The sequence below is a fragment of the Oleidesulfovibrio sp. genome (genome assembly GCF_047973035.1).
Lineage (GTDB): Bacteria > Desulfobacterota > Desulfovibrionia > Desulfovibrionales > Desulfovibrionaceae > Oleidesulfovibrio.
Window position 1 is genome coordinate 33,020 of the sequence record NZ_JBKEBF010000041.1, and the last position, 26,345, is coordinate 59,364.

A 26,345-nucleotide genomic window follows, 5' to 3' on the forward strand; every position below is an offset into this window, starting at 1 on the left:
GTATGAGCATCACCCTAGCTACAACAGTAACAATGCGCAACCTTGCGGATTACATAACCCTATTCACAACCCAGCCGTTGCGCCCGGCAACTTCTTCCACACTTTCGCCGCCCAGCACACATATGGTGCCGGTTCTGGCAACTTCGGCCAGAATATCCGCAAACTGCGTAAAGTGTTCTGGACGGGTAGACAGAATATCATCCCGCATCTGCTGGCGTCGCTCTTCGGTGTCACCTGTGAGCAAACGTGCCAGAGAAGACATGCCTTTGGCATGCGGCAGCATGTGCGCGTCCATCTCGCCTATGGCACCCACAATTGAAGTAACGAGTTCTTCGCGTGTCAGTTTCAGGTGACGCAGATAGTCTGCACTCCTGTCGTAAACATCCAGCGTAGATTCAAGGTTGGGGTCACGATACGAAACCTGTGCAAGAACACCACTGGCGCGGTCGAATGCGCAGAAAGCGCCATATGCGCCGCCCTGCACCCGCACTTTGTCCCACAACCACGCCATGCGCAGGTGCTTGAAAATAACATTGGCAGAACCATGATAGCTGTAGCCGAGGTCGTACAGATTGGCCGCCTTGCCCACATAATTGACCTGGGAAGGTACAACCATCGCCTCATGCTGCGGAGCCGCATCAGTATACCATGCCGCTGTCACATCCTGCCCTTGCGGCAACGCTGCCGCAAAAGCCTGTGCATGCGGCATCACAGCGGCCAAAGTGTCCTCACCGCCAGTCAGGTTAAGAATGCCACCGGCGCGGCCCACAACAGCTTCACGCAAGGTAGTCAGGTCTGCCAGAACAGACTGCCAGTCGTTGTCCACCCGTTCAATAAGTTCCCGCATGTATTCAAGTGCAGCCAGTCCGTCCATCTGCTCCGACAACCAGCCGGAAGCCCCGAAATGAGAGCGCAGACGCGACATGACCACCAGATGTCCGGAAGGAACAAGACGGTGTTCCATACGGGCTTTTTCTTCCAGCAGGATAGACTTGAAGCGTTCTTTCTGGTCCAGCACACAATCAAGCAAAACATCACGCATCAACTCGAACAACGCTTCTGCTTTATCCGTGGTTGCCTTTCCCTGAATAAACAGCCGGACATCAGGGGTGCGCTCGGCAATACGTGTAAGTACTACGCTGTCCGCATCAATGCCGCCTGTTTTGCGGGCAATGCGCATGCCTAATTCAACAAAGTCATACTTCGAGGTGCCCATTTCAACCATGGCACGCCCCAGCAGCGGGACAAGAGGCATCATGCTGCCTGATACGCTGTTCAGGCTGAAACCGGCATCGACATAGATGATTCCCTTGGCATCAATATCGTGCGTCAGCAGCGACATACCTTCCACTTCGCCCTGTTCTGCGGGGATAGGTGTATTCTGTTTCGGCAAGTCTTCCAGCGTCAGGCGGGGGATGGTAGCCAGAGCCTCTGCCGAATCAGGTTCTTCCTGCAGGCGGCGCAGTTCCTCCGCATGGGCTTTGACCTGCGCAAAGCCGGCGTCATCCAGCCCTTCGCGCACTCCGGCAAGACGGGCCTTTTCTTTTTCCGCACGGGCTTTCTGTTCGCTGGCGTCGGGTACCAGTACCACGGTGGAGCGGTGCGGGTTGTCAAGCAGCCACTTGCGGATAAGGTCTTCAAACAGTTTTTCACCGCTTGCCAGACGCGCCTTGATGGAGCCGAGGGGCTTTTCAAATGCCAGCTGCGAAAACGGGTCCGCATCGTACAGCCATGTGGTAAGAGCCCGCGTCATGACTGCAAGCCCCACAGGGAAGCGTCCAGTGTTATTCTCACGCAGGTCAAACTCGATGCTGTTCAAGGCAGCTTCAATACTGTCCTTGGAGATACCGTTATCAACAAGGTCGCTCAGCACCGAAAAGACAAGTTCTTCAACCTTGGTTTCATCAGCGGGGTTGATACCTTTCAGGCCTGTGGAAAAAAAGAGCTGGCGCAACTCGTTTTCCAGACCGCCTCCGGCAAGATCTTCACCAAGGCCGGACTCGATAAGCGCTTTACGTAGCGGCGATGCAGGCAGCCCCACCAGAATATGGTCCAGCATCTGCATGGCAAAGTTCAGCTCAGCATCTGACGTTTCAGGCATCAGCCAGTTTATTGTCATCATGCCGCGATTATCGCCTTCGCCAGCCGCATATCCCACCTCCTCTCTGCGAGGCGCATCAAAAAACGGCTGCAAAGGAACTTCGGACTGCACTGCAAGCGGCCCGAACTTTTCAAGCAGCTCTGCCAGAATCTCAAGACGCTTTTCTTCCGGATCATCACCCCAGAAATAAAAACGGCCATTGGCAGGATGGTAGTAAGTTTCATGAAACGCCTTAAACGCTTCATACGTCAGGTCCGGAATATGTTCCGGATTACCGCCGGAATCCAGACCGTAAGTGATGTCAGGGAAAATGGACTGCTGCGAACGCTCGGCAAGGATGCTTTCCGGAGAAGAGTACACGCCCTTCATCTCGTTAAAAACAACGCCCTTATACGTCAGTGAGCCGTCTTCTTCCGTCTCGTAATGCCAACCTTCCTGCTGAAAAATCTCCGGCGTGATACGCGGGAAAAAGGCCGCATCAATATAAACGTCAATCAGATTGTAAAAATCTGCCAGATTCGTGCTTGCCACCGGATAGCAAGTCTTATCCGGATAGGTGAACGCATTAAGAAAAGTCTGAAGAGAGCCTTTCAGCAGTTCCACAAAAGGCTCTTTGACAGGATATTTTGCAGAACCGCACAATACAGAGTGTTCCAGAATATGGGCAACACCTGTGGAATCGTACGGCGGAGTACGGAAGCTGACCCCGAACACTTTGTTCTCATCCGCATTGCACATGGAAAGCAGTTGCGCACCTGTTGCGTTGTGCTTCCATAACCGTGCCCTGCTGGATAGTTCCGGTATCTGCCGCTCTTCAATCAATGTAAAACCGTGCTGTTGCAAGGGAACCTCCGAATACGGATATATTGTTGCGCCATAAAGGCTGCAAGCTTTCAGATAATACGCTCCGCAAAAAAACAATCAGATCAAACAGGGCGGAGCAAAATACTCTCTGGCATATAAATGAGTGTACAATATGCCTATATAGGCACCTGCCTTTAAAAGGCAACCGGCATGCACAAAAACAAACGTAGCGTCAGTTGCAGACAGACAGTTCGTTCGCCAGGCGGCCCATTGCGGCAAGTATAAACGAAAGCGTTGATAATGAAAACCAACTCTGCAACATATTGTCAATACGTCAAAAACGCTTCCTGCAATTGCGAATATGGGGACAGGCACTCATAACCACCCGCAACATCACCCACAACAACCACGCACCAACCACGCACCAACCCTGAACATAAAAAAATGTTACCGCACAAAAACAAAGGCAGCGGAAGCCAAGGCAACCGGAACCAAGACCGCCAGACTGAAAACGCGTAGTCGCAGGCGTAATTGCTGACACGCGTAATCGCCGGCAGCCCGAAACCTCCCGCCACCATAAATGAAGCCGCGGGACTACAAAATCCACGCGGCCCACCAGCTTCTACAGGCACCCATAGTTTTCATCAGCAGCATCAGGCAGAGTGAAAAAGAAGAGCATCAGCCCGACAAGATACCATCAGCGCTGTCTGCGCCTGATTTCTCGTGTCACATAGAGACATTGGCGGTTCAACTCACTCAGCAAGCTGTCCAGCAAAGCCGTATCTCCTGCCCGCGCATGGTGCTCGATGCTCCGCGCAGTCTGCGCCGGTCCGTGCGCGATCATATCCAGAAACGACCCTGCTATACTATGGGCAAGGCGGGCTACCAGATTCAGTTCTCCGCTTCGTACGGCCGCCGCAAGTTGCTCCAGCTCTTCCGGCATTGAACGGACAAACCGCTCATACAAAACAGCAACATCGTCGGCATCAAGGCCATACTCGTCGGCGAGATGCTTCTCTGGGTATATCTGGCAGTCTGCAGCCTGCCTGCCATCATAATCTACGTCGGGGATATGTTCACCCGACAACTTTTTGTAAAACCGGCGTAGCACGATGGCGCTCTGGTCATTCAACGGCGTTTCCAGAACAACATCAAACCCCTGAGGCGCAGCCTGAGCAATCTCATCTTGTATGTCTGAATTGACTTCAGGCAACAAAGCAACAACGGGGATACGGGAATCCACCCCGCGGACAGAAACCGACCGCAATGCCGAATAAAAATGTAGAGCAGCATCCGTGGCGGAAACAAAGTCCAGAATAATCAGTTGAGGGGCGCAATCCAGCAATGCTGGTACTGCAGTTTTCAGATCTGAAACAAACTTCACGGCAGCACCGGATTCAGAAAAAATTCTGCAAACGGTCTGCACCGCGGCACCTTCTCCCAGTACCAGCACGCTATGTTCTTTCTGCGGCACCAGTATCCTCCTGCAGACATGCGGATCCGTCTGCAATCTCCACTCTGTTCCGCCCGTTGGCTTTCGCTTTATACAGCGCCTTGTCAGCCTGTTCGACTAATGCCTCGGGGCTTCCACCTCCCTGAAGTCCGTCACAACATGCTACTCCCAGAGAAACCCGGATCTGTGTTTCCCGACCACCCCCGACAGGTATCACCTGCGCTTCAACAGAAGCACGGATACGCTCCGCCAAGGCTACTGAACCGTTCAAACCTTCACGCGGTACCAGGACAGCAAACTCTTCTCCCCCAACACGGGCAAGCACATCACCGGAACGCACACACGCCCGCAATGTGGCGGCAACGACCATCAGCACGACGTCTCCGGCCTGATGCCCCAGAGTGTCGTTCACTACTTTAAAGTGATCAAGATCGAGCATGATAAGGCAGAGAGTCGTCTTCTCACGCTTGCGGCGTGCGAATTCCTGCGACAGGCGAAGCTGGAAATGGCGTTTATTATAAAGCGAGGTAAGCGAATCGATCAGACAGAGACCGGCAAAACGCTGCTCGTGGCGGCCGATAATGAAACCGAAAAGAGAAAAGACAAAGACAGAACCGAGCAACATGTAGCCGAAAAGCCAACGCTGATAGTCGGGGTCGTTCGGTGTGATGCCCAGAAGCCACGAAAGACCGAACCAGCCGAGAGGAGCACCGAAGCCAAGTGCAGCCCCTTGCAACAACCTGCGTGCGGAATACACAAACAAAGCAAAGCGGCTGATCGGCGTCATAGAGTCTCCTACAGTAAACACTGCTGCTGAATCATAACCAGTTAACCTAGTTCATCGCATCCATGATCGGGCTATGCGGAAAACATCATCGTAATCAAGTCTGTCGCGTATTCCCAGACATAGCTCTGTGGACATACGCATCTTATCCTGCACATCCCGCAGTAAGACATTTTTATGTTCACGCAGCCACTTGCGCACAAAAGGCGCATCCATGCCGTCAATAACAAGCGCGAGTCCGTCAACAAAGTAGTGAGAAGAAATAATAGGAAGGTAAGGCTGGCAAGCATCTTTACCTTGCTGGCGGGCAAGCAGCACATAAAACAGCAGAGTAACCATCAACTTGTCATCCTGTTGTCTGTGGCTGACATCAAAATAATGGTCTTTTACTGCCCCGCGTTCGGGGATCAGTTTTATGAGTTCATGTGCCAGCGTCAAAGCCCGTTGCTCTGTCAGGGGACAACGGGGAAAGCGGGCAGCCATCTTTGCCATAGTTTTGCGGGGGTTTTCCGACTGTGCAATATCCAGCAGGGCGATACGCATCAGATCATAGCGTCGTTCGACTTCTGAAAGAACCGTCTCCTCACGGGCTGCAGCAAGAATGCGGATGCGGGATTCGCCCATGGAGCCGAAACAGATTTCAAGAAGATGCCGGACAAATGGTTCCGATGTGTGCTGCGCCTCATCGTGCAAAGCTTTAAAGTTTCGCTTGGTCCCCACCAGCTTTTTTAAGGCAAGCCAATAGGCTGCCACGCCCTCTAAAGGCATCTGCAAAATATCTATATCGGGATGTTCGTGCATCGTGCCCGCACCTCAGGCTTTTATCGCTATAAGACAACAACTTATCATTTTTCTTTAAAAACAAAAAAAAGGGCGTATACGGTCAGAATAGCTGCTGGCAGACACTCTTTCAAGCAGTTTCAGCTATCTACAATGCAAAAAGGTGCCCCAGAGCACCTTTTCATTGTCAACAACATGCGGCTGACGCAATTCCGCCACAGGCAAAAGCCTAAACTTCGACCACCGAATTATCTGCCTGCGCAAACTCGCACCAGCTGTACGCATCTGCTCCATCATCATTAAGCCACGCAGAGCCGTCCGCCAAGTAACGGAAATGGTATTGGCGGCCGGTCTCCAAAGTCAATTCCGCTGAAAAAGAACCGTCTTTCAGGCGCTTCATGGGCGTTGAGTTTTCATTCCAGTCATTAAAATCACCCACCAGGTAGACAGACTCGATACCCGGGGCTGTGCTTTTGTCCAGACGAAACTTCACCTTACATACAGGTTTGGACTTTAAGAATTGTTTGTTCAGAGACATTAGGACCTCCGGATTTCGTGAGAGTGGTGTGTACTTTTGTACCATGCAGCCTCCGGTGGAATAATTATTTTTTTACCAACACCGTCCGACTGCTCTTGCCTATGGAAAATACGCATGTGCGTCAGGATGGAACAAAACCGGCTCAAACCTTGATAAGCGATCGGTACTGGGCTCTGTCAGCATGAAAAAAATCATGATAGCCAGCAGTCGCGCATTGCCGCCTAAACATGGTGTAACTAACGGTGGTTGTATTGTGCTAAGCCATACTTTGCATAAGTCAGCAGGGCCTGATTGTAACCCGCTTATGTTGCCCTGTGTTGACACCAGTTAACTTACGGTGGTAACGCTCCTATGAATAACAGGTATCCGCCTTTTCCCGCACTGCGCTGCTGCGCTTAGACTGAGTCCGGTAACTCTGACAATGAAGAAGACAACCTTCACAGTAAGCGAAGCCGCAGAACTACTGAGCTGCCACAAGGAAACCATCAGGCGCGCCATAAAAGACGGCAGCCTGCAAGCGGCACAGCTGGGGCGCGGATACCGTATATCCAGAGCCGACCTAGAAGCCTTCTGGACATCAAAAGGCGGAGGCTCTCTTTTTGAGCAAGACTCCCACCCGACTGCGGAATCGGTTCCGCAGCCGGAAGTGCAGAAGGAAAAGCCTAAAAAGCCCAAAGGGCCGGAGCAGCTTACACTGCCCACTTCGTAGCAGGAGGCAGCGGCATGAGCACAACCCAAGGCAACGGTGTTATGGAACAGATCATCCTGAAAAATGACGTCGGTGAGGACATGAGCTTTAAGGGACGCCTGTTTTCCGAAAGCTCATACTTTGATGAAGAGACGGGCTCAATGACTCGTCAACGTCTGTACGTGACAGACCAGAATCATCAGGTTTACACCATCGTCACCAGTAACGGCACCCAGAAAGAACGTCGCGTCTACATGCTGAAACCCGAAGGCGATCAATGCCGCATCAGCAACGGATTATTTGACGTGACTGTTCCCATTGAGCTTCTTATGCTCGCTGTGCGCGGCCTGTGCGGCGTCACAGGGCGTGAGCAAGGCGACAATTTTATTGCCACGCTGGAAGAATCGCTTACAGCAGCAAATGCATAGCCCTGATTTTGAATGACTCAGCCGCCGGAGCATACTGCGGCGGCTGAAAAAACACCTGTTTGCAAGGCAGCACCTACAATCGCCTATCAAACAATGGCATTTGCTTTTCTCATGCCCATTCTCTCTTAATATTGCTCTACGCGTCCACTCTTTTCTGCAACGCAGGCAATGCTGCTCTTATGTGTATCTTTCACGCCACCTTCACACTGCCCCGTAGCACAGCTTTCTACCGCAGGCCGACAAAAAAGCGCCCTGCATAAAGATGCACGGCGCCGGAAAAACAAAAGGGCGTAGCAAATACGTTAATGAACAGACTCCAACGTGAACGGCAACCAGAGGTAGAATGTTGTCCCTTCGCCCTCTCCGCTTCTGAAACGAACCTGCCCCTTCAGGTAATTATTGGTCAGCAGTTTCATGCTGTATGTTCCCAGGCCGCGGCCTGCTCCTTTTGTAGTAAATGACCGCTGAAAAATAAGCCACTTATACGCATCAGGTATTACTGCTGTGTTATGAGTGGCAAATTCCACTCCTCCGTCTTTCTCATAGCAGCGCACCTGAACACGCCCTCCTTGCGGGGATGCTTCAACCGCGTTTTTAAGCATATTGAGCAACACCCTGCGCAACAGAGCCGGATCAGTAAACAACAGCACGTCGTCAGGTGAAGGCAGAACGTCCATTTCTATCTTCTGGGCAATTTCAAGCTGAGCAACGCAGTCCGCGACATCACGCACCATATCATCAAGTATGCACATGGCAGGGCGGACGCTCAGCTCATCAGATTCTGCTGCCAGCAATAAGCGTTGCGCCATTATCTCGTCCACAAGATCCTTTGAAAAACGATGCATCATCAGCGTTTCGCCTTTCAGGTCCAATGGCACTTCCTCCAGAATCATCTGTGCCAGATTCTGCAGCCCGCCGGCAGTATTAAGAATATCGTGAAAAAAAATCCGTTCGAGCGCACGACGGCGCTTTTCGCTGCTGATGTCATGGATGGCAAACAACACGAAGCGTTCACCCTGAAGGTCGAGAGGAGATGCACAAACCTTAAGATCAAGAGCGACTAAGACGTCTTCCTGACGCTTGGTAATACGGCACTCTGCTTCTTTACGTGAACCGCCAAGCCCGCACAGAATTGCATTAACAGCCTCACAGCTGCGACAGGCAGCCGATGTTCCGCAACCATTCTCGGCGCACAAAGAATGTTCGCACAAAAGCAGCTCACCGGGGCGCAGGCCGACAATGCACTCGGCATCATCATCGTCCAGTAATTGCAGCAGATTGCGGTTTGCAAAAACAATCTGCCGGTTTCCGTTCAGGACAGCAACAATGTCCGTCACAGAATCAAGCAATGTGACAAGTATCTGGTCAGAGAATAAAGACCGCTGCCGTGTCAGTTCGTCCCGCGAAGCCCGCTCGGCAGGGGCAAAGTGTGTCGCCGCGCTCATGCACTCCTCCTTTAAAGAATATGCAGTAACGACTACAACAAATAACAGTTCTTTCCAAGTGTTGTACGAAAGAACAAAATAAGGCCCGCAACTACGGGCCGTTGGGATTTATAGCAATTGCGAACACAGCAATAAAGAGGGCAGCATCTGCTCTACAACAGAAGCCCTGCAATAGGTGCAGCATGGTTCGGCGGACCGAATCCCTGACCGGGAGCATACCCTTTGCGCAGGCAAAAATTCAGGTAACCTTGAGCTTTTACTATTGAATCTTGAAGGGCATATCCCTTGGCAAGCATAGTGGCAATGGCAGCAGAAAGAGTACAGCCGGTACCATGATTATTCGGGGTGTCTACTTTTTTCTGTGACAGAGCAACGGGAGCCCTTCCCGGCAGTCCCAGCCAGTCTATCAAAGTATCGTCACCATCAAAATGTCCGCCTTTCAGCAATACCGCGCACGCGCCCATAGCAAGCAGGCGTTCAATGGCTTCTGCCACTTCTTCTTCAGTAGTAATGCTCATGCCGGCCAGAAGCTCTGCTTCCGGTCTGTTGGGAGTAAGCAGAGAGGCAAGAGGAAGCATCCGCTTTTTCAGCGCATCTACGGCATCTTCCTGCAACAGCTGATGCCCGCTCTGACTTACGCACACAGGATCAACAACCAGCGGGAAACGTTCTTCGAGCGGAATTTCTTCAAGCACATCGGCGACGGCTTCAATAATTCCAGCAGAGAAAAGCATCCCCGTTTTGGCAGCCTTTACTGGAAACCCGTCAAGCACTGTCCGCAGTTGCTGCGCTACAAACGCTGCATCGGGAGCATGGATACCAGTTACGCCAAGGCCATTCTGTGCGGTAAGAGCGGTAATAACGCTCATGCCGAAACTACCCAGCACGGTCATGGTCTTCAGGTCAGCCTGAATTCCGGCACCGCCGCCGGAGTCTGAACCGGCTATGGTAAGCACACAGGGATTCTCAGTCATGGGTCCTCGCTTCAAAGTTATGCAGATCGCGTGCAGAAAAATCAGACAACAGCGTCCATCAACAGATTGTCCCGATGAATCGCCTCCGGATACTGGTTGTCACCAAGAATGGCTTCCAGTTCAGCCGTTCGATGGCCCATGATACGACGCATATCTGCTGCGGGGTAATTGGTAAGCCCCAAGGCAATAACAGCCCCGCTTGTAGATGTCACACGAACCAGAGCGCCACGTCCGAATCCGCCATCAACGCCGACAATTCCTGCAGGCAGCAGGCTTTTACCCGCTTCCAGCGCTTTTACCGCGCCGTCATCCACAACAACAGCGCCGGAAGGGTCAGCATGGTACGCCAGCCAGAACTTACGGCTCGACACGGTCTTCTTCTCAGGCCGGACCCATGTTCCGGGTTCTTCTCCGGCAAATGCTCTCACCATGGCATCGGGCTTTCTGCCGGGCAGAATCAACGTAGGCACACCCAGTTGCGCAGCCCTGCGGGCGGCAAGAAGCTTGGAATACATACCGCCAGAACCGACCGATGTTTTGCCGCCGCACATAGTGTCCAGATTCAGACTGTGCACATCCTCGATACACTCAAGGATTTTGGCGTCCGGATTCGTATCGGGGTTGTCAGCATACACCCCGCCTGCGGATGTCAGATTGATAAACAGGTCTGCGTCCACCACGTTCAGCAGCAGACTGGCAAGGCTGTCATTATCCCCGAATTCAAGCTCGCGTACGGCTACTGTATCGTTTTCATTTACAATAGGAACAGCATGCCAGTCCATCAATGCGCCAAACGTGTTTCTGGCGTTCAAAAAACGGTGCCTGCTTCGCAGATCGTCCTTGGTAAGCAGAATCTGGGCAGAAATAATACCGTGCTTGCCGAACTCGTCATCGTAATAATGCATAAGGCGGCTCTGCCCGACGGCAGAAGCAGCCTGCTTGTGCGGCATGCCCTTGATTTCGCAACAGCGCCTGAGCACAGCACGACCGGCAGAAACAGCACCGGAAGAAACCAGCACCACATCAGTACCACGTTCATGCAACTGCGCTATCTGCGCCACGAGGTTTTTAACAACGCTGATATCAAGCCCGAGACCTGATGTAAGCACTGCGCTACCGACTTTAACAACAACTCTACGGGCATTATCAAGTATATGCCCGCGCTCTGCCTGCCAATCCATGGCTTTCAGACGCCTCCGCTAAATAGAGAGAAAATGATTATTCGCGAACCCAGACAACTTCCATCTCGAATTCTTCTTCCGGCTCCGGCTCTACGTGCTTCGAAGAATCAAGCGGGGCATTGGTACCAAGGGATTCAAGCATACGCCACATTTCAGTAACAACAGCCTCAAGGCCTTCGCCTTCAAGCGCAGAGATAAAAAACACCTTGCGACCTTCAGCTTCTGCCTTGGCGCGTAGTTCGTCAACTTCTTCAGGAGCGCGAAGGTCAATCTTGTTAATTACCTGAATCTGCTCGCGGCTGCCCAGAGTCTCGTCAAAGCGCTGCAGTTCGTCGTTAATCAGGTCAAAGCCTGCCCACGGATTTTCCAGATCCACGTCTTCAATGCTGAGTATGTGCACCAGAAAACGGGTACGCTCTACGTGTTTGAGGAACCGGTGGCCAAGCCCCTGCCCTTCATGGGCGCCTTCAATCAGGCCGGGGATGTCCGCTATTACCATGCGTCTGTCCGGATCGTACTCATCCATCATAACACCAAGGTTGGGCACCAGCGTGGTAAAGGGATACGCGGCGATCTTCGGCTTGGCAGCAGATACCTGAGAGATAAACGTCGACTTGCCGGCGTTAGGCAGACCCAGCAGACCTGCATCCGCAAGAATCTTCAGTTCAAGGCGCAGGGACTTTTCTTCACCGGGTTCGCCGGGCTGAGCAAATTTAGGTGCCTGATTGGTAGAGGACTTGAAATGCTCGTTCCCCTTACCGCCACGGCCACCGTTAACGACGATGATCTCTTTTTCAGGGTCAGACAAGTCGGCTATCAGAACCTCAGAGCCGTTTTCGTCACGCTCAAAAACCAGCGTGCCAACGGGCAGTTCGACGAGAAGATCCTTACCACCTCTGCCGTGCATCTGGCTGCCCTGACCGGGGCGTCCGTTTTCGGCCTGATATACCCGTTTCAAACGGAAGTCGTACAAGCTGAGCAGGCGGGTCGTACCTTTGAAAACAACATTACCGCCGTTTCCACCGTCACCGCCGTCCGGGCCGCCTCTAGGGATAAATTTTTCACGGCGAAACGATACACAGCCGTGTCCGCCATTGCCCGAAACTGCTTTGATTACTGCTTCGTCTACAAAACGCATGGTACTTGCCTGCCAGAAATTGTATTAAAAAATGAGCCACCGGAATCCGGTAGCAAAAGCCCGCAGCACTGGTGCTGCGTTCCTATTATCCGGTCACACTTATGGCATAATCATCTGCCTGTGTATGCCGGACAGCCTGCCCTGCAGTATAAATTCGGAGTTATCTCCGCGCTGCTGAGGCGGCGTTAGTTTTTTGCATGATCGCCAAAGGACAAAAAATCCCGTGCGTAGTGTAATTATTTATACGATGAAAAGTTCACCAGTGCACCAACGAAAAACAGGGCGAAAGACGCATTGCGACTTTCGCCCTTAGACATTTCGTCGGGAAAGATTCGGGCTTACTGCTCCGTGGGCACGATGTGCACGCGGGTAAGGGTCCGTCTCTTACGGGTAAATTTTTCGTAGGCCACCACGCCGTCGCATTTTGCGAACAGAGTGAAGTCTTTACCCAGACCCACGTTGTTGCCGGGGTGAATCTTGGTGCCTACCTGACGAACAAGGATGTTGCCAGCCAGAACTTCCTGACCACCAAAGCGCTTTACGCCGCGCCGTTGGGCGTTTGAGTCGCGACCGTTCTTGGAACTGCCGCCTGCCTTTTTATGTGCCATGACTCGGACTCCTTAACTTAATTAGGCCGTAATAGCTTTGATCTTCAGGGCGGTGTAATCCTGACGATGGCCCTGCTTCTTGCGGGAGTCGTTACGACGCCACTTACGGAAGGTGATGACCTTTTCACCACGGCCATGCTCGATAACTTCGGCAGTCACTTTAGCGTTGTCCACGTAAGGAGCGCCAACAGCGAACTTGTCGCCGCCGAGCATAAGAACTTTATCAATAGCAATTTCGCTACCGGCATCGGCGGCCAACTTCTCGACGAAGATCTTGCTGCCTTCCTCGACGCGGAACTGCTTGCCACCCGTTTCGATAATCGCGTACATTTCAAAACCTCCAATGAAATGGGGAGAGGCAGAGTTATCCTCTTTTCCAGCGGGAGTCAACAACAAATTCCACAGCCGATCTCGCCGCCAACCAACCCCCCTTTCTACTCATCACGAAATGCTTTTGCAACCACTTTTTTTGCAGACACTGCAAACAACTTTCTGCTTACGCACTACAAAAAAACACCAGTAACTATCTATTTTAACAAAATATACACAAAGCAACAATCAGACATCACTCGGAAAAGTTATTTTATAACTGACACAAGATGCAAGACTCTATATTCCTACACCTGAGTGTGTCTCATCTCGTGTCCGGGGAGAAGCACCGCACCAAGGCCCTCCCCCAAGGCTTGTTCTCCCCGGACCCCTTTTCCTTCTCCTCCTCTCAGAAATATCTACTTTATTCCAAACGATGTTTTGCGTATGTTGTTTCTTTAAAAACAGCTTCCAAATCACGTGAGGACAAAGAGTGAAGGGCATCATTCTAGCCGGCGGTTCCGGCACACGCCTTTATCCGATAACACGCGGCGCATGTAAACAGCTGCTGCCTGTCTATGATAAACCCATGATCTACTACCCGCTTTCTGTGCTTATGCTGGCAGGAATACGGGAAATATGCATAATTTCAACGCCGTCCGACCGTCCGCGCTTTCAGGATATTCTGGGAGATGGGGCCGCACTGGGATTAACACTATCCTATATAGAGCAACCAAGCCCTGATGGCCTTGCACAGGCATTTGTGCTTGCGCGGGAGTTCATCGACAGCAAGCCGGTGTGCCTGATTCTTGGCGACAACCTTTTTTATGGTACCGGCCTTGCCGACCTGCTGGAGCGTTCTGCCGACCTTACTGAAGGCGGAATTGTATTTGGCTACAAAGTGCGCGACCCGGAACGATATGGCGTGGTTGAGTTTGACCACAATGCTAGGGTTATCAGCATTGAAGAAAAACCAGCCGTTCCCAAATCCCGTTATGCCGTGACAGGTCTTTATTTTTATGACGGCAGGGTTGCAGATATTGCTGCCAGCCTGAAACCCTCTGCACGAGGCGAACTGGAAATAACAGACCTGAACAACCGCTACCTGCAGGAAGGAAAACTACAGGTTGAATTTTTCGGTCGCGGCATTGCATGGCTCGACACAGGCACCTTCGAATCCCTCCATCAGGCTTCGTCATTTGTAAGAGCCGTACAAGACAGGCAGGGATTAAAAATTGCCTGCATCGAGGAAATCGCCTTCCGCAAGGGCTATATCAGCGCCGACCAGTTGCGGTCACTGGCACAGCCGATGCTTAAAAATGAATACGGCAAATATCTTATGGAAATTGCTGACGACACAACGCCGTAATCTGCCTGCAACAACCTGAATTTACAACAAGCCGGTACGCAAACTCACAGCGTACCGGCTTGTTCGCTTTGCAGGCACAATTCCGCAGCCCCCTTGCACCACCTACATCAGCAAGGGTTACAGCAAAGCTGACTCAAAAAGCATGTCCATCTTTATTCCGGCTTGCGATGTAGCCGTGACACCACCCTGCACTAATCCACAACAACGACTTAAGGTATGCGGCATGAGCACATTCCCTTAGGTGGCTCTCTGAAAAACCTATAGCACACCGACTTGCACACATTCTCGCGCACAGGCCAATCCTGCCGCGTATCTACAACGCCTCCATTCTTTTTTGACCACAAAAAAACCGGCCTTCTGAAATACAGAAGACCGGCATACAAACACCACGAACTCAGGATAACCTGATAAAAATTCGTTCTCTTGCTTCACACAGCAGCACGTTTGTGCCTTCTTTAAAGACACTGCAACCACAGAGCCCACACAATGCAGTTGCGCCACCGCGCAAGCAGATCATGCCCGAAGCAGTACCCCTTTTGCTGGTGACCTACGCAGAAAAAACGCGTATACCGCCCCAACAAAAGCCGATACGGTTACTCCTAGTGATGATCGAGGTGTTCGCCTTTACGGATGCGGTAAAACGCAGTGTACAGGATGATTGCAAAGTAGATGAAGATCAGACTTACACCCACAAAGCCCTGCGGCGTGGAATGCATCATGTTGTTGAACAGCTCGGTAACCATGTCACAGCTCCTTGTTACTCGGCATTGCCGAAATCAGACGACTGATGAATACTTGCCGGAAAACAAGCCGAAAAGTCAAGGTCAGATTTGTGATTTCAGGCACAATGCTTTTCTATTTACTATAAATTGCTGACCTTTCCAGGTCGAGCAACCACACCAGATTCTTAGAGCGCCCATCATGAACAAAGACACATTGCAAAAAGGCGACATTGTCGAACTGGAAATAACCACGCTTACGGCAGGAGGCCGCGCACTCGGGCGCATAGAAAATCTCGCAGTATTCATCGACGGTGCGCTGCCGGAGCAACGAGCCTCCGCTCGCATCACGAAACGCAAAAAGAATTTTGCGGAAGCAGAACTGCTCTCGGTTTTGCGCAAGGCCCCGTACGAAATCCAACCGTTCTGCAAGCATTTTACGGAATGCGGCGGCTGCAGCTGGCAACACATGCCTTATGACATCCAGCTGAAATGGAAAAAACAGATTGTACATGATGCGCTTGCACGGATCGGACGCTTTGAAAACCCTCCTGTTAATGATCCGCTAGCTTCACCGCGGCAGACGTTTTACAGAAACAAGATGGAATTCGCCTTTGAAGCGGATTTTACAGGAAACATCAAACTAGGTCTGCGCGCCAAAGGCTCGCACAGCGTCATTGACATCTGCGAATGCCACCTTCAGTCCGAACGCTCAGTCCGCATTGTAGATGCGGCCCGGCAATGGGCAAATGAAGCACCGCAAAATGCATGGGACCCGGCAACCGGAACAGGATTCTTCCGCTACCTTGTTGTACGTGAAACGCTTTATACCGATCAGTGCATGGTTCAGCTTATCACCGGTCCGGACAACTCAAGACATAAAACAGGCCTCGCCCTCGGAAAGGAACTCGGCGAAATCTTGCGTGACACCATTGAAGGCATCACCACATATATCCATGCAGAACGCAGCAGCAAGACACAGGTAGCATACGCAGAAAAGACCCTGCACATTTCCGGAGAACGATTTCTGACAGAACGCCTTGGCGAGCGGTTCTTCAAACTTGCCCCCGATGCTTTTTTTCAGACAAACACTGCCGCGACAGAAGTGCTGACCAAAGTGGCAGCAGACTTTGCACAACCGGAAGGCATAATATGGGATTTATACTGCGGTGTAGGCACAATGGGGCTGCCGATGGCCTCAAGAGCTGATCACGTTACCGGCATTGAAATCTCACAGGATGGAATCGCGTTTGCCACCGAAAACGCCAACCTGCAGGATATTCATAACATTTCGTTTATAGCCGGAGACGTACGCAAGTTACTTGCCAAACAAAAGGATGATCCCGACATCATCATTGTCGACCCCCCGCGGGCAGGCATGCACCCCGATGTTGTCGCTGCCATTGCAGATAGAAATCCGCGCCGCATTGTGTATGTTTCATGCGATCCGGTCACTCAAGCCCGCGATCTGTCTTTATTAAAAGATACGTACCAGTTGCAGTGTGTACAGCCCGTGGACATGTTTCCGCACTCTGCCCATATAGAGTCGGTGGCCTTGCTGATCCGCCGGTAGCCGGTAACGACAGCATTGCCGTAACGGGCTTTTCTGCGTAAACTGCGCCTGCTCTTCAGCACTTTTTGTAGAGCTTGATGTTCTAAAAATGCAAAAAACACGGCAAGCTAAGGCTTTGCAGGGGAGCTTGTGAAAAATTTCAAAAAAGGGCCGTCACAACCAAGCTAATTCGTTGACTTGGCCTATGAGCCGTGATAAATCGGTTTCCACTTGTGAAGGAATGCACGAACTTCCATCTCACTAAGTGGGCCTTGATGAGTGGGAGGACTGCATTCGCAATGCTCTTTAAGAATCTATTCAAGGTCAAAGACAGATCGTACTTTGATGCGCTGTCCATCGCAGGCTCTATGGGACTGCATATGGTCACGCACACTCTCGTGGGGGGAGTAGCAGGGTACTATCTTGATGAATGGTTAGGGACCAAACCTTGGCTGCTTATAACATTTTTGATTCTCGGTATTATAGCCGGCTTCAGAAGTGTGTTTCAGGACACGAGGAGACTGACAAGAAATCAGGCGAAGAGCGATGCTGAAAAGTTTAAAACAAAGGATTGATGCACACCTTTGGGCCAAAGGGTTCAAAGCGCATGAAGTCCGGACGATTGCTCGAAACCAGATTCTTCTCACGCTTTTTGTGGCACTGGCAGCAGCAGTGCTGGGGTGGAAATTTCAATGGCTGTACTGGGTTGCCATCAGCACCGGTTTAGCACTCTGGAACTTCTACTCTCTGGCGCAGTTCATTCAGCACCTTGTTCTACGTACTTTCACGAAGGACATGGTTCTGGGAATGCTGCTCAGATTTTACGGCAGGCTCGGGGTGACCGGCTTAGTAATCGCCGGTCTGATTGTTTGGCTCGAAGTGTCGCCTATCCCGTTGATTGCAGGTTTTTCAACGATGGTGGCTACGATGCTGGTATGGGGTCTCTCCAAACTGGCCGGGCATAAAGTCAAGGAGGCATGAGAGAATGGCAGGTGGGTTGCCGCATCCGGTACTCCTCAGTGACCTGGTTGGACTAGGTTACATCAACGTCGGCGGACAGACCGTCGAGTTTAAACACGTTTTTTACACATGGGTAATCATGGCGCTCATGTTCGCGGTCGCCTACATCGTCCGCGGCAAGATCAAAATGGTACCCGGCAAACTACAAAACGTCTTTGAAGTCATTATCGGCGGACTTGAGGATTTTGTAGTGGGCATTACGGGCGAAGACGGGCGCAAAGTTTACCCCATGCTCATCGTCTTCTTCCTTTTCATTCTCTGCTTGAACCTGAGCGGCCTTGTGCCCGGTTTCGACGCGCCGACCGCGAACATCAACACGACCGCCGCTCTGGCACTGGTCTGTTTCATTTACTACAACTACATCGGTATTCAGCGATGGGGCGCGGGCTACATCAAGCACTTCATGGGTCCCATGTGGTGGTTGTCTCCGCTTATGCTGCCGCTGGAACTGATCAGCCACACCGCACGTCCGCTTTCGCTTACTCTGCGTCTGTTCGGTAACATCCGCGGTGAAGAAATCGTGCTGGTTCTCTTCTTTATGCTGGCACCGCTGGTTGGTACGATTCCGATTTACTTCCTGTTCTCTCTTGCCAAGGTACTGCAGGCGTTCATCTTCTTTATGCTCGCCACTATCTACCTAAAAGGCTCGCTGGAACACGCCCACTAATAGGGGAAATGGTCTTAGACCAACAACATAACCTAACTTACACGTAGGAAGGAGTTATCATGCGCAAGTTTCTTATGATCGCCCTGAACACCCTGGCAATTCTGTCTGTTGCCAGCCTGGCATTCGCTGCTGACGGCGCCGCTGCCGGCGACGGCCTCGTACTCTTCGGTGCTGCTATCGGCATGGCTATTGCCGCTGCAGGTTGCGGTATCGGTCAGGGCATGGGTCTGAAGGCTGCTTGTGAAGGCACCGCCCGCAACCCCGAAGCCGGTGGTAAAATCATGGTTACCCTGATTCTGGGCCTTGCCTTTGTTGAATCTCTGGCAATTTACGCCCTGGTTGTTAACCTGATGCTGCTTTTCCGCTAATCAGGATACCTCAGGTAATTTCGAGGAGGCCGGGTTTTCCCCGGCCTCCTTTTGTAGTTTTTGATCGTTATTTATTTCACATTCACCTCAACTTGTAGTATCGTCACAATTATGAGCGTAAAAAGCGAACACATACCCCGTGCGACTATCCAGCGTCTGGCTGTATACGTACAGGTGCTGGAAAGCCTGCAGCGGGAAGGAACCGAGGTCATCTCGTCTGAACCTTTGGCAAAGGCATGTAATGTCAATGCATCTCAAATCCGGAAAGATCTAGCGTATTTCGGTGAATTTGGGGTTCGCGGTGTCGGGTACTACGTCAAAAGCCTCATCGCTTCCATTACAAGCGCCCTTGGCGTGGACAGAGAATGGAAAACAGTGTTGATCGGCGTTGGCAACCTTGGCCGTGCGCTTCTGAACCACAAGGAATTCAAGCTTCGTGGCTTTCACATTGTAGGAGCCTTCGACTGCGATCCATTTAAAATCGGTGAAGAAATATCCGGACTTGAAGTGGTCTGCACCAAGCGCCTGAAAGAAAGAGTCGGTGATCTTGGCGTAGAAATCGGCATTATCACAACTCCGCCTGAACGTGCTCAACGTGCTGCAAATCACTTGATCGAAGCTGGTATCAAAGGCATTTTAAACTATGCTCCGGCCAGAATTACCGTGCCGGACGATGTTTCAGTAGAGTATGTGGATTTCTTCCACCATCTCTACGCTTTGTCGTTCAATATCACCTTCAATAAAAACAAGTAGCACCAATACTGGCAGACAAGTCATAACACAGCCATTACACATGGCGGGTAGCGCCGGTACAAAGCTTTTGTTTTGTGCCAAGAACCGGCGGCTCTGGACAGTGTATCAGGCGGGCGACTTTGCTGGCAGTAAACGGCTCAATCAGGTCGGTGTGTCTTTGTGCTGAAAACAGCACCAGATACGGGCGGCCTTTTTGTATTTTTCTACAGGTACAATCTGATGCCCGCATCTTCACCCATAACGTTGCTCACTGACTTTGGCACTCAGGATGCATATGTAGCGCAGATGAAGGCTGTTATCGCTACATTGGCACCACAAGCCAAAGCCATGGACATAACGCACGAAATTACACCGCAAAACATCCGGCAGGCGGGCTTTTTTCTTGCCTCCAGTGCCGGCTACTTTCCTGCGGGTACCATCTTTGTTGCAGTTGTCGACCCCGGCGTCGGGACTGAGCGGAATATCCTTTATGCTGAGCTGAACGGATACCGGTTTCTGGCCCCTGACAACGGCCTTCTGGGAGCTCTTCCCCTTGATAAGGCCAGCATCAGACGCATCAGTCCCGCTGCAACTCAGACAGCCTTTGCTTGTGTTCGCGCAAAAAATCTCTGTCCGGCAGCAAAATTCTTTACGTCAACCGCTACTGTTCCGAATCCTGAGTGCGGGGATGAAATCCCTCTAACCCTATCGCACCGACCTTCTGGCACGTCATCATCCCGGAATTCCATCGATTCCGCAGGTCCCGCTTATCCAACAGATCACAGAAAACCTGATCAAGCTGTCGATGCACCTTGCCTACAGCACAGGCTGCCCTTTGCCTGCCCGTCTGACGGGTTGAGCACCGCAGGGTTAACCAGCCAAAATCAGCAGGCTCTAACAACTAGCGCCACATTTCATGGCAGAGATATTTTTGCCCCTCTTGCGGCAATGATATGGGCCGGAGCTTCTCCTGATCTTTTGGGAGCGCCAGCGACTGCCGCGTCCATTTGTCAATCAGACTGGAGCTACGCCACCGGCGACAACAGCAAGATTTGCGCGCAGGTGCTCCATATAGACCGCTTCGGCAACATTATCCTCAATGCCCCGACAGCCGAATGGCAGGCCACTCTATCATTATGTGACGGCGCGAGCCTTCAATGTGCAAGCTCAACCTGCTCTGTAGCACTGGTAAGCACCTATGAGCAAATTCCTGCTATCCCAGCTTCTTGCGCGGCAAGAGATATTACCTGCAACGGAGCTGCCGTAGCGTCAGATGCTTCAACATCTCAAAACCAGAAAAAGCAATCTCCTGCTTCCGCTACGCAAGCAAGTAGCAGCCACTTCGGACTACTCGCTTCTAGTCAGGGCTACCTTGAAATCGCCTGCAACTGTTCTTCCGCTGCGGCAGCATTATCGCTCAGCATTGGTGATACCATCACCATCACCTTTCATCACAACTGATCATGAGCAAACTTTTTCGCATAACAGGTTTATTAAAAACTGAAGCCAGCGTCTTTCTTGACGGTATGGCTTTTATGACCCGCCTATGCCCTGCCCGCATGATTGCGGCGGGAGCACTTGCTGCAACCATGCGCCAGATGCCCCTATACGGCTTTGTCATAGGGCTGCTGGCAACCCTTCCTCTTGTTGCGGGCCTTACAGAGGGGCATCCCTTTGTTCAAAGCTGGATTTATGTTGGCCTTTGCGTTTGGCTGACTCGGGCTCTGCACTGGGACGGCTGGGCGGACCTATGGGATGCATGGGGCAGTTGTGCACAAGGTGAACGCTTCTGGCAGATCATGAAGGACAGCCACATCGGGGCCTTTGGTGTGATAGGTCTTGTGATGGGAATGGGCGGCCAAATTGTATGTGCTGCTGCCGTCCTCTCCAGCATGCCCGTACATCAGGCCGTTGCTGTGCTCGTCTGGGCTCCGGCACTTGGCAGAACAGCCTGCGTGCTTCTTTCATTTTTCGGCACCAAGGCATCCTGTTCGTCACTTGGCAAACAATTTCTGGAAGGCGCCACCCCTGCCGCTCTTGCTGTCAGCATGACTATCTGCATCGGCACGGGGATATGGCTTGCAGGTGTCAGAATTCTGATACTTTCGTTTGTGGTACTTATCCCCGCCATCATAGCTCTTGTACGCCTTGCGCGTAGGCAAAACGGCCTTAATGGCGACTTTATGGGGGCAATTATCATCTGGGGCGAAATTGCCGCACTCCTTGGAGCAATACTGGCCTGATCTTTGCTTTACTCGTTACAGCGCACGGTCCGGCACTTTGCCGACACATGCGCGCAAAGGCAGGCTAAAAAATCATCATTGCCGTCAGGAGAAATACATGGCAGGGCCGTTTAAATTCAAATTGCAGCAGGTTCTGGACTACAGAGCGCAGCTGGAAGAACAAACCAAAATGGTCTTTGCCAAAGCGCAACAGCAGTACAAACAACAGGTGCAACTGGTTGAGGCGTTGCGGCGCAGACTTGAGATGCAACTGCAGCAGCTGTATGCTACTCCGACAATGACACAGGCAGACCGCTGGCTGGCACATAATTATATCCAGGCGCTCAAGCAAGATATACAAAATGCCGAACAGCGACTGCTCACCTACGCGCAGGAACTGACCCGCGCAAGGCAACAACTCATCCAACGGGCTCAGGACAGAAAACTGCTGGATAAGTTGAAAGAAAAACAGGCACAGCGGTACGACCACGAAGAAAAGCTCAAGGAACAGCATATCAATGACGAAACAGCCACACTTCGCTACCAGCCTCCGTCTTTCTAAGCTTTGCAAATGGCTTTTTCTTGTCCTTTGCATGAAGCTGACCGTTCTGGGAACGCTGATGTGGGACGGAACGCTGACCGGATTCACGTTGTCGCAGCCCGTTGCGGTTTCGACTCCCGCAACTTTGCCTGCCGCATCCAAAAGTGAAGCGCTTTCTACCGGCGGTGGAGCAGCCGGATTTGTAGCTTCCGGCGAAGGTATTTCACAGGGCAGATCAATTGCTGCACCAGTAGCTGCTTCGTTGCCACTGCTTTCAACCTCTCAGGCCGTTGCGGCTGAAGACCCTGCAGCATCGGATACGGCAGCAGAAAGCGCCGGTACCGACATGCAGCGGGAAGCGCTGCTGCGCAAAGAAGAAGAACTAAACCGCCGCGAGACAGACCTGCGCAAGCTGGAGCGAGAGCTGGATACAAAAATCCAGAATCTGCAAGCACTGGAAGACCGCCTTGCAAAAATGCTGGAAGAAGCAGGCGAAGTGAAAGACAAAAAGCTGCGGCACCTTGTGGATGTATATTCAAACATGAAAGCGAAACAGGCCGCTGCCGTGCTTGAAACACTGGACGAAAAAATTGCTGTCAGGATTCTGGCAGGCATGCGAGGCAGACAGGCAGGCGAAATACTGTCCTTTGTTAATGCACAAAAGGCAGCCCGCCTTTCTGAAGCTCTTACCAAAATGCAATTGCCTTTCGAATAGTATGGCGCGTCTGAAACTGCTTATCGCGTACGTAGGAACCCGCTTTGCGGGCTGGCAGATTCAATGTCTGCCCAGCGGCAGCACAGCCCGCAGCCCGCAGCCGACTGTTCAGCTTGCGGTAGAAGAAGCCGCAGCAGCCATACTGGGCCACCATGTGCGTGTTCACGGTGCGGGGCGCACTGACTCAGGCGTTCACGCCGAAGGTCAGGTAGCTCATCTGGATATTCCGGACGATAAAGCTGGGATAGACTGGCGGCGTGCGTTGAATGCCAAGCTGCCGGAAGATGTGGCAGTACTGGATGCACGCATAGTTGCAGACGATTTCCACTCCCGTTTTGATGCCACCAACAAGCGCTACACTTATCGCCTGTGGCTTTCACGGGCTTTCGTCATGCCCCAGCGCCGTCCTTTTGTGCACGTTACAGGTCCTCTGGACATCGCCGCTATGGATGCGGCTGCTAAGCTGATGACCGGCACACACGATTTTGCCTCGTTCCAGAATACCGGCACCGAGCTTGCCACCACCGTGCGCACAGTTCACAGCATAACCCGCACTCCTGCACTACCTCCGCACGTGTTTCCTGCCGATCATAATGCCCGACCGGATGCCCCGCTTGAACTGGCATGGCATTTTGAAGCTGACGGATTTTTAAAGCAGATGGTGCGCAACATGATGGGGCTGCTCCTTTGGGTCGGTTCCGGCAAGTGCACACCGAAACAGGTTCCCGCAATCATCGCAGCATGTGACCGCAATCTGTCCGCGCCAACAGCCCCCGCGTGCGGCCTGACCATGGAACGCGTATTCTATGATGACAAGGTAGCCAACTAGCTCCGGCGCCCTGCAAACGCCAGTCCTCGCCTTTGTTTCTCTGCAAGTCATCGAATCCTGATGTCCGTTTGGTATGTATCCTTGGTGCCCTGCAAGTAGTCCATACAGTTTGCACTTCTCAGGGATTCCCCCTTATAGCCCCCAACCGGATCATAGCAAATTTACCCGAACCACTCAGGCTGGTGCTGTAAAAGTTGTTATAATGCACCAGCTACCAAGGCTCGTCTTCCACATGGCCATAAAGCACGGCTAACACAATCTCAACGGCAAAGGCACCTTAAAGTGCCTCTCTTCAGAGGCAGACATAAGACCAGCGGTTCAAAGCACTTTCCGGCAATACCATAAAAAAAGAGCGACTCGCGCCGCTCTTTCGTTACTATCTGTCGTATTAACATCTTACGTGTACTTAGGTTCTTCTTCACGAATAACCTGAAACGCCTTGTTTGCTTTCACAATACCGCTGATACCCCAGAATTTACGAACACCTTCCACTGTTCCTTCCAGAAGATCGTCAGTGTCGGTATCCAGCAAGAGCACATCACCGACTTTAAGGCGAAGCAACTGGTTACCGGTAATTTTTGTCTCACCGAAGCGTATTTTCATTTCAACAGGCGTTTCGAGCAAACGTTCTTTCAAACGGGCAACCCATGCATGGTCAACTTCCAGTCGTTCTGTCTGAAAGCTGGCATGCAGCTTTGAACGGATAGGTTCAATAGTCGCATACGGCAGGCACATGGTCAGAGAGCCGATAGCAGACTCCAGTTCAACCTCAAATGTGATCACCACAACAACATCGCTGGGGGGAACAATGGCTGCAAACTGCGGGTTGATTTCAGAGCGTACCAGTTCAAGATTCACCTCATGCACCGGACGCCACGATTCTTCCATGTTGTCCAATGCAATCTTGATGACTCTGTCTACAATAGCCTGCTCAATCCGCGTAAACTCACGGCCCTCGATTTTCGGCTGACTTCCGGCGCCGCCAAAGAAATTTTCGACCAAAGCAAAGACCAGACGCGAATCTACAACCACAATTGCATTACCGCGCAGGGGTTCCATCTTGAAAATATTGATACTGGTGGGAACCGGTAACGAACGCATAAAATCGCCGAACTTGGTCATATCAATTGATATGGGGTTCAGTTCCACACGTTTACGTACGGCGTTGCTAAGCGCATTGGTACACAGACGGGCAAAGCGGTCGTTGACGATTTCCAGAACAGGCATACGACCACGGATGATTCTGTCCTGATTGGCAAGGTCAAAGGACACTATGCCGGAATCATCTTCAGGAATCTCTGATTCGGTCTCTATTTCACCGCCGGAAAGCCCTCGTAACAGGGCATCCACTTCATCCTGTGCCAGTATTTTGTTCATACTGTATCTACGGCTCCGCTCAGTATTCAGGCATTTGGCCCGTCACAAGTCAAGATATACGGCAGGTTGCCAAAAAAACGGCAAAACACGCCGTCACGGTGTAGAAATGCATAATCAATGCCATGCCACCGCACACATTAGATTATGCACCAAAGCGTCGCTTGGCAACCTCCACGTCTTCCTGCCGCAGATAACCCAACATGACAAGAATATCTTCAAGGGAGTATTCAGATCCGGTCTGCGTTTTGTAGTCTCTGGCCTTTTGCAACTGAGCGGGAGTAATACGCTTTTCGCGTACAAAGCTTTCTAGAACGGCATTTTCACCGCGGGCAACTTTTTTGGGCTTTGCAAGCATCCCGGAATAGTCAGCAGGTTGTTCACCATTCTGACCTTCTGCGGGCGCTGCGTCTGTAAAACTCAGGTCAATGGGCGGCAACCCCCTTTCAATATCATCAAGCTGTACACGCAGCATCTTTTCGTGCTGCCGCAGACCTGTTACCCGTTCCATAGCTTCTTCTTTGCGGATGCCAAGCTGCTGTATCTCACCACGCAACCTTCTGATGGAATCAAGATTTTTAGTCGTGATGGAATAGTTCACAACAAGTCCAACAAGAGTCAGCGCAAAAATAATCAGAACGGTAATAAACAAGGTCATTGTTCTATCCCGAAGCCTACATCCAGAAAGTGCCTTACCAAAACACCAGAGCAACACCTGCAATTTCTGTTTTATTAACCCATTACACATATTCAGGCAATCTGTGTTACATAGTGTAGTCGCACAGCATGAAACAACACTCAAAATGCAGCTGAAACTTCATGCCTCATAACGTCTGCCCTTATTACTCATATTGCTTACGGGAAGAAATTTTGTCAGTTATTTCCATCAGGTTTTATTTCATACAAAAAAATGAATACAAGCCGCTGTACGGGCACCTGCACAGTGAGTATGTTGTCCAGACGCAGAAACACAATGTAACAGTACACAGAAACAGTACGCAGCCTG

Annotated in this window: 28 protein-coding genes; 14 read left to right on the forward strand and 14 right to left on the reverse strand. The window is 51.6% G+C overall.

What is annotated here, in order from left to right; all coding sequences use genetic code 11:
- Positions 1 to 49: 49 nt before the first annotated feature.
- The 5 genes from ACK5LI_RS14650 to ACK5LI_RS14670 all read right to left on the reverse strand — a co-directional run bounded on the left by ACK5LI_RS14650 (position 50) and on the right by ACK5LI_RS14670 (position 6,460).
- Positions 50 to 2,944, reverse strand: coding sequence for an insulinase family protein (locus ACK5LI_RS14650; RefSeq protein ID WP_416950689.1), 2,895 nt, complete (start codon positions 2,942 to 2,944; stop codon positions 50 to 52).
- Between the two features lie 658 nt (positions 2,945 to 3,602).
- Positions 3,603 to 4,379: an Hpt domain-containing protein gene (locus ACK5LI_RS14655; RefSeq protein WP_416950691.1), complete on the reverse strand. Its 777-nt coding sequence runs from the start codon at positions 4,377 to 4,379 to the stop codon at positions 3,603 to 3,605.
- Entirely contained in the window at positions 4,360 to 5,145 is a 786-nt protein-coding gene (locus ACK5LI_RS14660; RefSeq protein ID WP_416950693.1) for a GGDEF domain-containing protein, read from the reverse strand. The genes ACK5LI_RS14655 and ACK5LI_RS14660 overlap by 20 nt, the downstream gene beginning before the upstream one ends.
- Before the next feature lie 51 nt (positions 5,146 to 5,196).
- A complete protein-coding gene (locus ACK5LI_RS14665; protein ID WP_416950695.1) occupies positions 5,197 to 5,943 on the reverse strand; it encodes a hypothetical protein in 747 nt (248 codons plus the stop codon).
- Between the two features lie 208 nt (positions 5,944 to 6,151).
- A complete protein-coding gene (locus tag ACK5LI_RS14670) occupies positions 6,152 to 6,460 on the reverse strand; it encodes an isoamylase early set domain-containing protein (RefSeq protein ID WP_416950697.1) in 309 nt (102 codons plus the stop codon).
- Between the two features lie 421 nt (positions 6,461 to 6,881).
- On the opposite strand from ACK5LI_RS14670, the gene ACK5LI_RS14675 reads away from it, so the two are divergent.
- Together ACK5LI_RS14675 and ACK5LI_RS14680 are read left to right on the forward strand one after the other, a co-directional pair.
- Positions 6,882 to 7,169, forward strand: a complete 288-nt coding sequence (locus ACK5LI_RS14675) for a helix-turn-helix domain-containing protein (RefSeq protein ID WP_416950699.1) — start codon at positions 6,882 to 6,884, stop codon at positions 7,167 to 7,169.
- Positions 7,170 to 7,183: 14 nt separating this feature from the next.
- Positions 7,184 to 7,576, forward strand: a complete 393-nt coding sequence (locus ACK5LI_RS14680; RefSeq protein ID WP_416950701.1) for a hypothetical protein — start codon at positions 7,184 to 7,186, stop codon at positions 7,574 to 7,576.
- Positions 7,577 to 7,878: 302 nt separating this feature from the next.
- Here ACK5LI_RS14680 and ACK5LI_RS14685 read toward each other — a convergent pair whose 3' ends face one another.
- From ACK5LI_RS14685 to rplU, 6 genes are all read right to left on the reverse strand, one after another.
- The gene (locus tag ACK5LI_RS14685; RefSeq protein WP_416950703.1) at positions 7,879 to 9,021 is read right to left on the reverse strand and encodes a sensor histidine kinase; all 1,143 of its coding nucleotides are present in this window, start codon (positions 9,019 to 9,021) and stop codon (positions 7,879 to 7,881) included.
- 152 nt (positions 9,022 to 9,173) lie between these two features.
- Complete coding sequence (gene thiD, locus ACK5LI_RS14690) at positions 9,174 to 9,995, reverse strand: bifunctional hydroxymethylpyrimidine kinase/phosphomethylpyrimidine kinase (protein WP_416950705.1); 822 nt, start codon at positions 9,993 to 9,995, stop codon at positions 9,174 to 9,176.
- Positions 9,996 to 10,036: 41 nt separating this feature from the next.
- Positions 10,037 to 11,176, reverse strand: a complete 1,140-nt coding sequence (proB, locus tag ACK5LI_RS14695) for a glutamate 5-kinase (protein WP_416950707.1) — start codon at positions 11,174 to 11,176, stop codon at positions 10,037 to 10,039.
- Between the two features lie 37 nt (positions 11,177 to 11,213).
- Positions 11,214 to 12,314, reverse strand: coding sequence for a GTPase ObgE (obgE, locus tag ACK5LI_RS14700; protein ID WP_416950709.1), 1,101 nt, complete (start codon positions 12,312 to 12,314; stop codon positions 11,214 to 11,216).
- A 338-nt stretch (positions 12,315 to 12,652) separates the two neighbouring features.
- Positions 12,653 to 12,922: a 50S ribosomal protein L27 gene (gene rpmA, locus ACK5LI_RS14705; protein ID WP_416950711.1), complete on the reverse strand. Its 270-nt coding sequence runs from the start codon at positions 12,920 to 12,922 to the stop codon at positions 12,653 to 12,655.
- Positions 12,923 to 12,943: 21 nt separating this feature from the next.
- A complete protein-coding gene (rplU, locus tag ACK5LI_RS14710; RefSeq protein ID WP_416950713.1) occupies positions 12,944 to 13,252 on the reverse strand; it encodes a 50S ribosomal protein L21 in 309 nt (102 codons plus the stop codon).
- Positions 13,253 to 13,724: 472 nt separating this feature from the next.
- Here rplU and rfbA point away from each other — a divergent pair, with 472 nt between their 5' ends.
- Positions 13,725 to 14,600, forward strand: a complete 876-nt coding sequence (gene rfbA / locus ACK5LI_RS14715; RefSeq protein ID WP_416950715.1) for a glucose-1-phosphate thymidylyltransferase RfbA — start codon at positions 13,725 to 13,727, stop codon at positions 14,598 to 14,600.
- Between the two features lie 599 nt (positions 14,601 to 15,199).
- On the opposite strand, the gene ACK5LI_RS14720 is transcribed toward rfbA, so the two are convergent.
- The gene (locus tag ACK5LI_RS14720) at positions 15,200 to 15,343 is read right to left on the reverse strand and encodes a hypothetical protein (RefSeq protein WP_416950717.1); all 144 of its coding nucleotides are present in this window, start codon (positions 15,341 to 15,343) and stop codon (positions 15,200 to 15,202) included.
- A 178-nt stretch (positions 15,344 to 15,521) separates the two neighbouring features.
- On the opposite strand from ACK5LI_RS14720, the gene rlmD reads away from it, so the two are divergent.
- The 11 genes from rlmD (at position 15,522) to truA (ending at position 23,965) form a co-directional block, all read left to right on the forward strand.
- Positions 15,522 to 16,892, forward strand: coding sequence for a 23S rRNA (uracil(1939)-C(5))-methyltransferase RlmD (gene rlmD, locus ACK5LI_RS14725; RefSeq protein ID WP_416950719.1), 1,371 nt, complete (start codon positions 15,522 to 15,524; stop codon positions 16,890 to 16,892).
- Positions 16,893 to 17,170: 278 nt separating this feature from the next.
- Positions 17,171 to 17,446: an AtpZ/AtpI family protein gene (locus ACK5LI_RS14730; RefSeq protein ID WP_416950721.1), complete on the forward strand. Its 276-nt coding sequence runs from the start codon at positions 17,171 to 17,173 to the stop codon at positions 17,444 to 17,446.
- Positions 17,418 to 17,852 (forward strand): ATP synthase subunit I, encoded by a 435-nt coding sequence (locus ACK5LI_RS14735; RefSeq protein WP_416950723.1) that lies wholly within the window; start codon positions 17,418 to 17,420, stop codon positions 17,850 to 17,852. Before ACK5LI_RS14730 ends, ACK5LI_RS14735 begins: the two co-directional genes overlap by 29 nt.
- A 4-nt stretch (positions 17,853 to 17,856) precedes the next feature.
- Complete coding sequence (gene atpB, locus ACK5LI_RS14740) at positions 17,857 to 18,558, forward strand: F0F1 ATP synthase subunit A (protein WP_416950725.1); 702 nt, start codon at positions 17,857 to 17,859, stop codon at positions 18,556 to 18,558.
- 59 nt (positions 18,559 to 18,617) lie between these two features.
- Positions 18,618 to 18,926 (forward strand): ATP synthase F0 subunit C, encoded by a 309-nt coding sequence (locus ACK5LI_RS14745; RefSeq protein ID WP_416950727.1) that lies wholly within the window; start codon positions 18,618 to 18,620, stop codon positions 18,924 to 18,926.
- Between the two features lie 111 nt (positions 18,927 to 19,037).
- Positions 19,038 to 19,679, forward strand: coding sequence for a redox-sensing transcriptional repressor Rex (locus ACK5LI_RS14750; protein ID WP_416950729.1), 642 nt, complete (start codon positions 19,038 to 19,040; stop codon positions 19,677 to 19,679).
- Between the two features lie 219 nt (positions 19,680 to 19,898).
- Positions 19,899 to 21,119: an SAM hydrolase/SAM-dependent halogenase family protein gene (locus ACK5LI_RS14755; protein WP_416950731.1), complete on the forward strand. Its 1,221-nt coding sequence runs from the start codon at positions 19,899 to 19,901 to the stop codon at positions 21,117 to 21,119.
- A gap of 2 nt (positions 21,120 to 21,121) precedes the next feature.
- Positions 21,122 to 21,901, forward strand: coding sequence for an adenosylcobinamide-GDP ribazoletransferase (locus ACK5LI_RS14760; RefSeq protein WP_416950733.1), 780 nt, complete (start codon positions 21,122 to 21,124; stop codon positions 21,899 to 21,901).
- Positions 21,902 to 21,998: 97 nt separating this feature from the next.
- Complete coding sequence (gene fliJ, locus ACK5LI_RS14765; protein WP_416950736.1) at positions 21,999 to 22,442, forward strand: flagellar export protein FliJ; 444 nt, start codon at positions 21,999 to 22,001, stop codon at positions 22,440 to 22,442.
- On the forward strand, positions 22,399 to 23,136 hold the full coding sequence (locus tag ACK5LI_RS14770) for a hypothetical protein (RefSeq protein WP_416950738.1): 738 nt from the start codon (positions 22,399 to 22,401) through the stop codon (positions 23,134 to 23,136). The genes fliJ and ACK5LI_RS14770 overlap by 44 nt, the downstream gene beginning before the upstream one ends.
- Position 23,137: 1 nt before the next feature.
- Positions 23,138 to 23,965: a tRNA pseudouridine(38-40) synthase TruA gene (gene truA, locus ACK5LI_RS14775; RefSeq protein ID WP_416950740.1), complete on the forward strand. Its 828-nt coding sequence runs from the start codon at positions 23,138 to 23,140 to the stop codon at positions 23,963 to 23,965.
- A gap of 396 nt (positions 23,966 to 24,361) precedes the next feature.
- Here the strand turns inward: truA and fliM are convergent, their stop codons facing one another.
- Positions 24,362 to 25,342 (reverse strand): flagellar motor switch protein FliM, encoded by a 981-nt coding sequence (gene fliM / locus ACK5LI_RS14780; RefSeq protein WP_416950742.1) that lies wholly within the window; start codon positions 25,340 to 25,342, stop codon positions 24,362 to 24,364.
- Positions 25,343 to 25,484: 142 nt separating this feature from the next.
- The gene (locus ACK5LI_RS14785) at positions 25,485 to 25,997 is read right to left on the reverse strand and encodes a hypothetical protein (RefSeq protein WP_416950744.1); all 513 of its coding nucleotides are present in this window, start codon (positions 25,995 to 25,997) and stop codon (positions 25,485 to 25,487) included.
- Positions 25,998 to 26,345: the final 348 nt, after the last annotated feature.

Excerpts from the sequence above, each read along its gene's own strand:
- ACK5LI_RS14660 (WP_416950693.1), bottom strand. The coding sequence starts at position 5,145 with ATGACGCCGATCAGCCGCTTTGCTTTGTTTGTGTATTCCGCACGCAGG.
- ACK5LI_RS14665 (WP_416950695.1), bottom strand. The coding sequence starts at position 5,943 with ATGCACGAACATCCCGATATAGATATTTTGCAGATGCCTTTAGAGGGC.
- ACK5LI_RS14670 (WP_416950697.1), bottom strand. The coding sequence starts at position 6,460 with ATGTCTCTGAACAAACAATTCTTAAAGTCCAAACCTGTATGTAAGGTG.
- ACK5LI_RS14675 (WP_416950699.1), top strand. The coding sequence starts at position 6,882 with ATGAAGAAGACAACCTTCACAGTAAGCGAAGCCGCAGAACTACTGAGC.
- ACK5LI_RS14680 (WP_416950701.1), top strand. The coding sequence starts at position 7,184 with ATGAGCACAACCCAAGGCAACGGTGTTATGGAACAGATCATCCTGAAA.
- ACK5LI_RS14685 (WP_416950703.1), bottom strand. The coding sequence starts at position 9,021 with ATGAGCGCGGCGACACACTTTGCCCCTGCCGAGCGGGCTTCGCGGGAC.
- thiD (WP_416950705.1), bottom strand. The coding sequence starts at position 9,995 with ATGACTGAGAATCCCTGTGTGCTTACCATAGCCGGTTCAGACTCCGGC.
- proB (WP_416950707.1), bottom strand. The coding sequence starts at position 11,176 with ATGGATTGGCAGGCAGAGCGCGGGCATATACTTGATAATGCCCGTAGA.
- obgE (WP_416950709.1), bottom strand. The coding sequence starts at position 12,314 with ATGCGTTTTGTAGACGAAGCAGTAATCAAAGCAGTTTCGGGCAATGGC.
- rpmA (WP_416950711.1), bottom strand. The coding sequence starts at position 12,922 with ATGGCACATAAAAAGGCAGGCGGCAGTTCCAAGAACGGTCGCGACTCA.
- rplU (WP_416950713.1), bottom strand. The coding sequence starts at position 13,252 with ATGTACGCGATTATCGAAACGGGTGGCAAGCAGTTCCGCGTCGAGGAA.
- ACK5LI_RS14720 (WP_416950717.1), bottom strand. The coding sequence starts at position 15,343 with ATGGTTACCGAGCTGTTCAACAACATGATGCATTCCACGCCGCAGGGC.
- rlmD (WP_416950719.1), top strand. The coding sequence starts at position 15,522 with ATGAACAAAGACACATTGCAAAAAGGCGACATTGTCGAACTGGAAATA.
- ACK5LI_RS14730 (WP_416950721.1), top strand. The coding sequence starts at position 17,171 with ATGCTCTTTAAGAATCTATTCAAGGTCAAAGACAGATCGTACTTTGAT.
- ACK5LI_RS14735 (WP_416950723.1), top strand. The coding sequence starts at position 17,418 with ATGCTGAAAAGTTTAAAACAAAGGATTGATGCACACCTTTGGGCCAAA.
- atpB (WP_416950725.1), top strand. The coding sequence starts at position 17,857 with ATGGCAGGTGGGTTGCCGCATCCGGTACTCCTCAGTGACCTGGTTGGA.
- ACK5LI_RS14745 (WP_416950727.1), top strand. The coding sequence starts at position 18,618 with ATGCGCAAGTTTCTTATGATCGCCCTGAACACCCTGGCAATTCTGTCT.
- ACK5LI_RS14750 (WP_416950729.1), top strand. The coding sequence starts at position 19,038 with ATGAGCGTAAAAAGCGAACACATACCCCGTGCGACTATCCAGCGTCTG.
- ACK5LI_RS14755 (WP_416950731.1), top strand. The coding sequence starts at position 19,899 with ATGCCCGCATCTTCACCCATAACGTTGCTCACTGACTTTGGCACTCAG.
- ACK5LI_RS14760 (WP_416950733.1), top strand. The coding sequence starts at position 21,122 with ATGAGCAAACTTTTTCGCATAACAGGTTTATTAAAAACTGAAGCCAGC.
- fliJ (WP_416950736.1), top strand. The coding sequence starts at position 21,999 with ATGGCAGGGCCGTTTAAATTCAAATTGCAGCAGGTTCTGGACTACAGA.
- ACK5LI_RS14770 (WP_416950738.1), top strand. The coding sequence starts at position 22,399 with ATGACGAAACAGCCACACTTCGCTACCAGCCTCCGTCTTTCTAAGCTT.
- truA (WP_416950740.1), top strand. The coding sequence starts at position 23,138 with ATGGCGCGTCTGAAACTGCTTATCGCGTACGTAGGAACCCGCTTTGCG.
- fliM (WP_416950742.1), bottom strand. The coding sequence starts at position 25,342 with ATGAACAAAATACTGGCACAGGATGAAGTGGATGCCCTGTTACGAGGG.
- ACK5LI_RS14785 (WP_416950744.1), bottom strand. The coding sequence starts at position 25,997 with ATGACCTTGTTTATTACCGTTCTGATTATTTTTGCGCTGACTCTTGTT.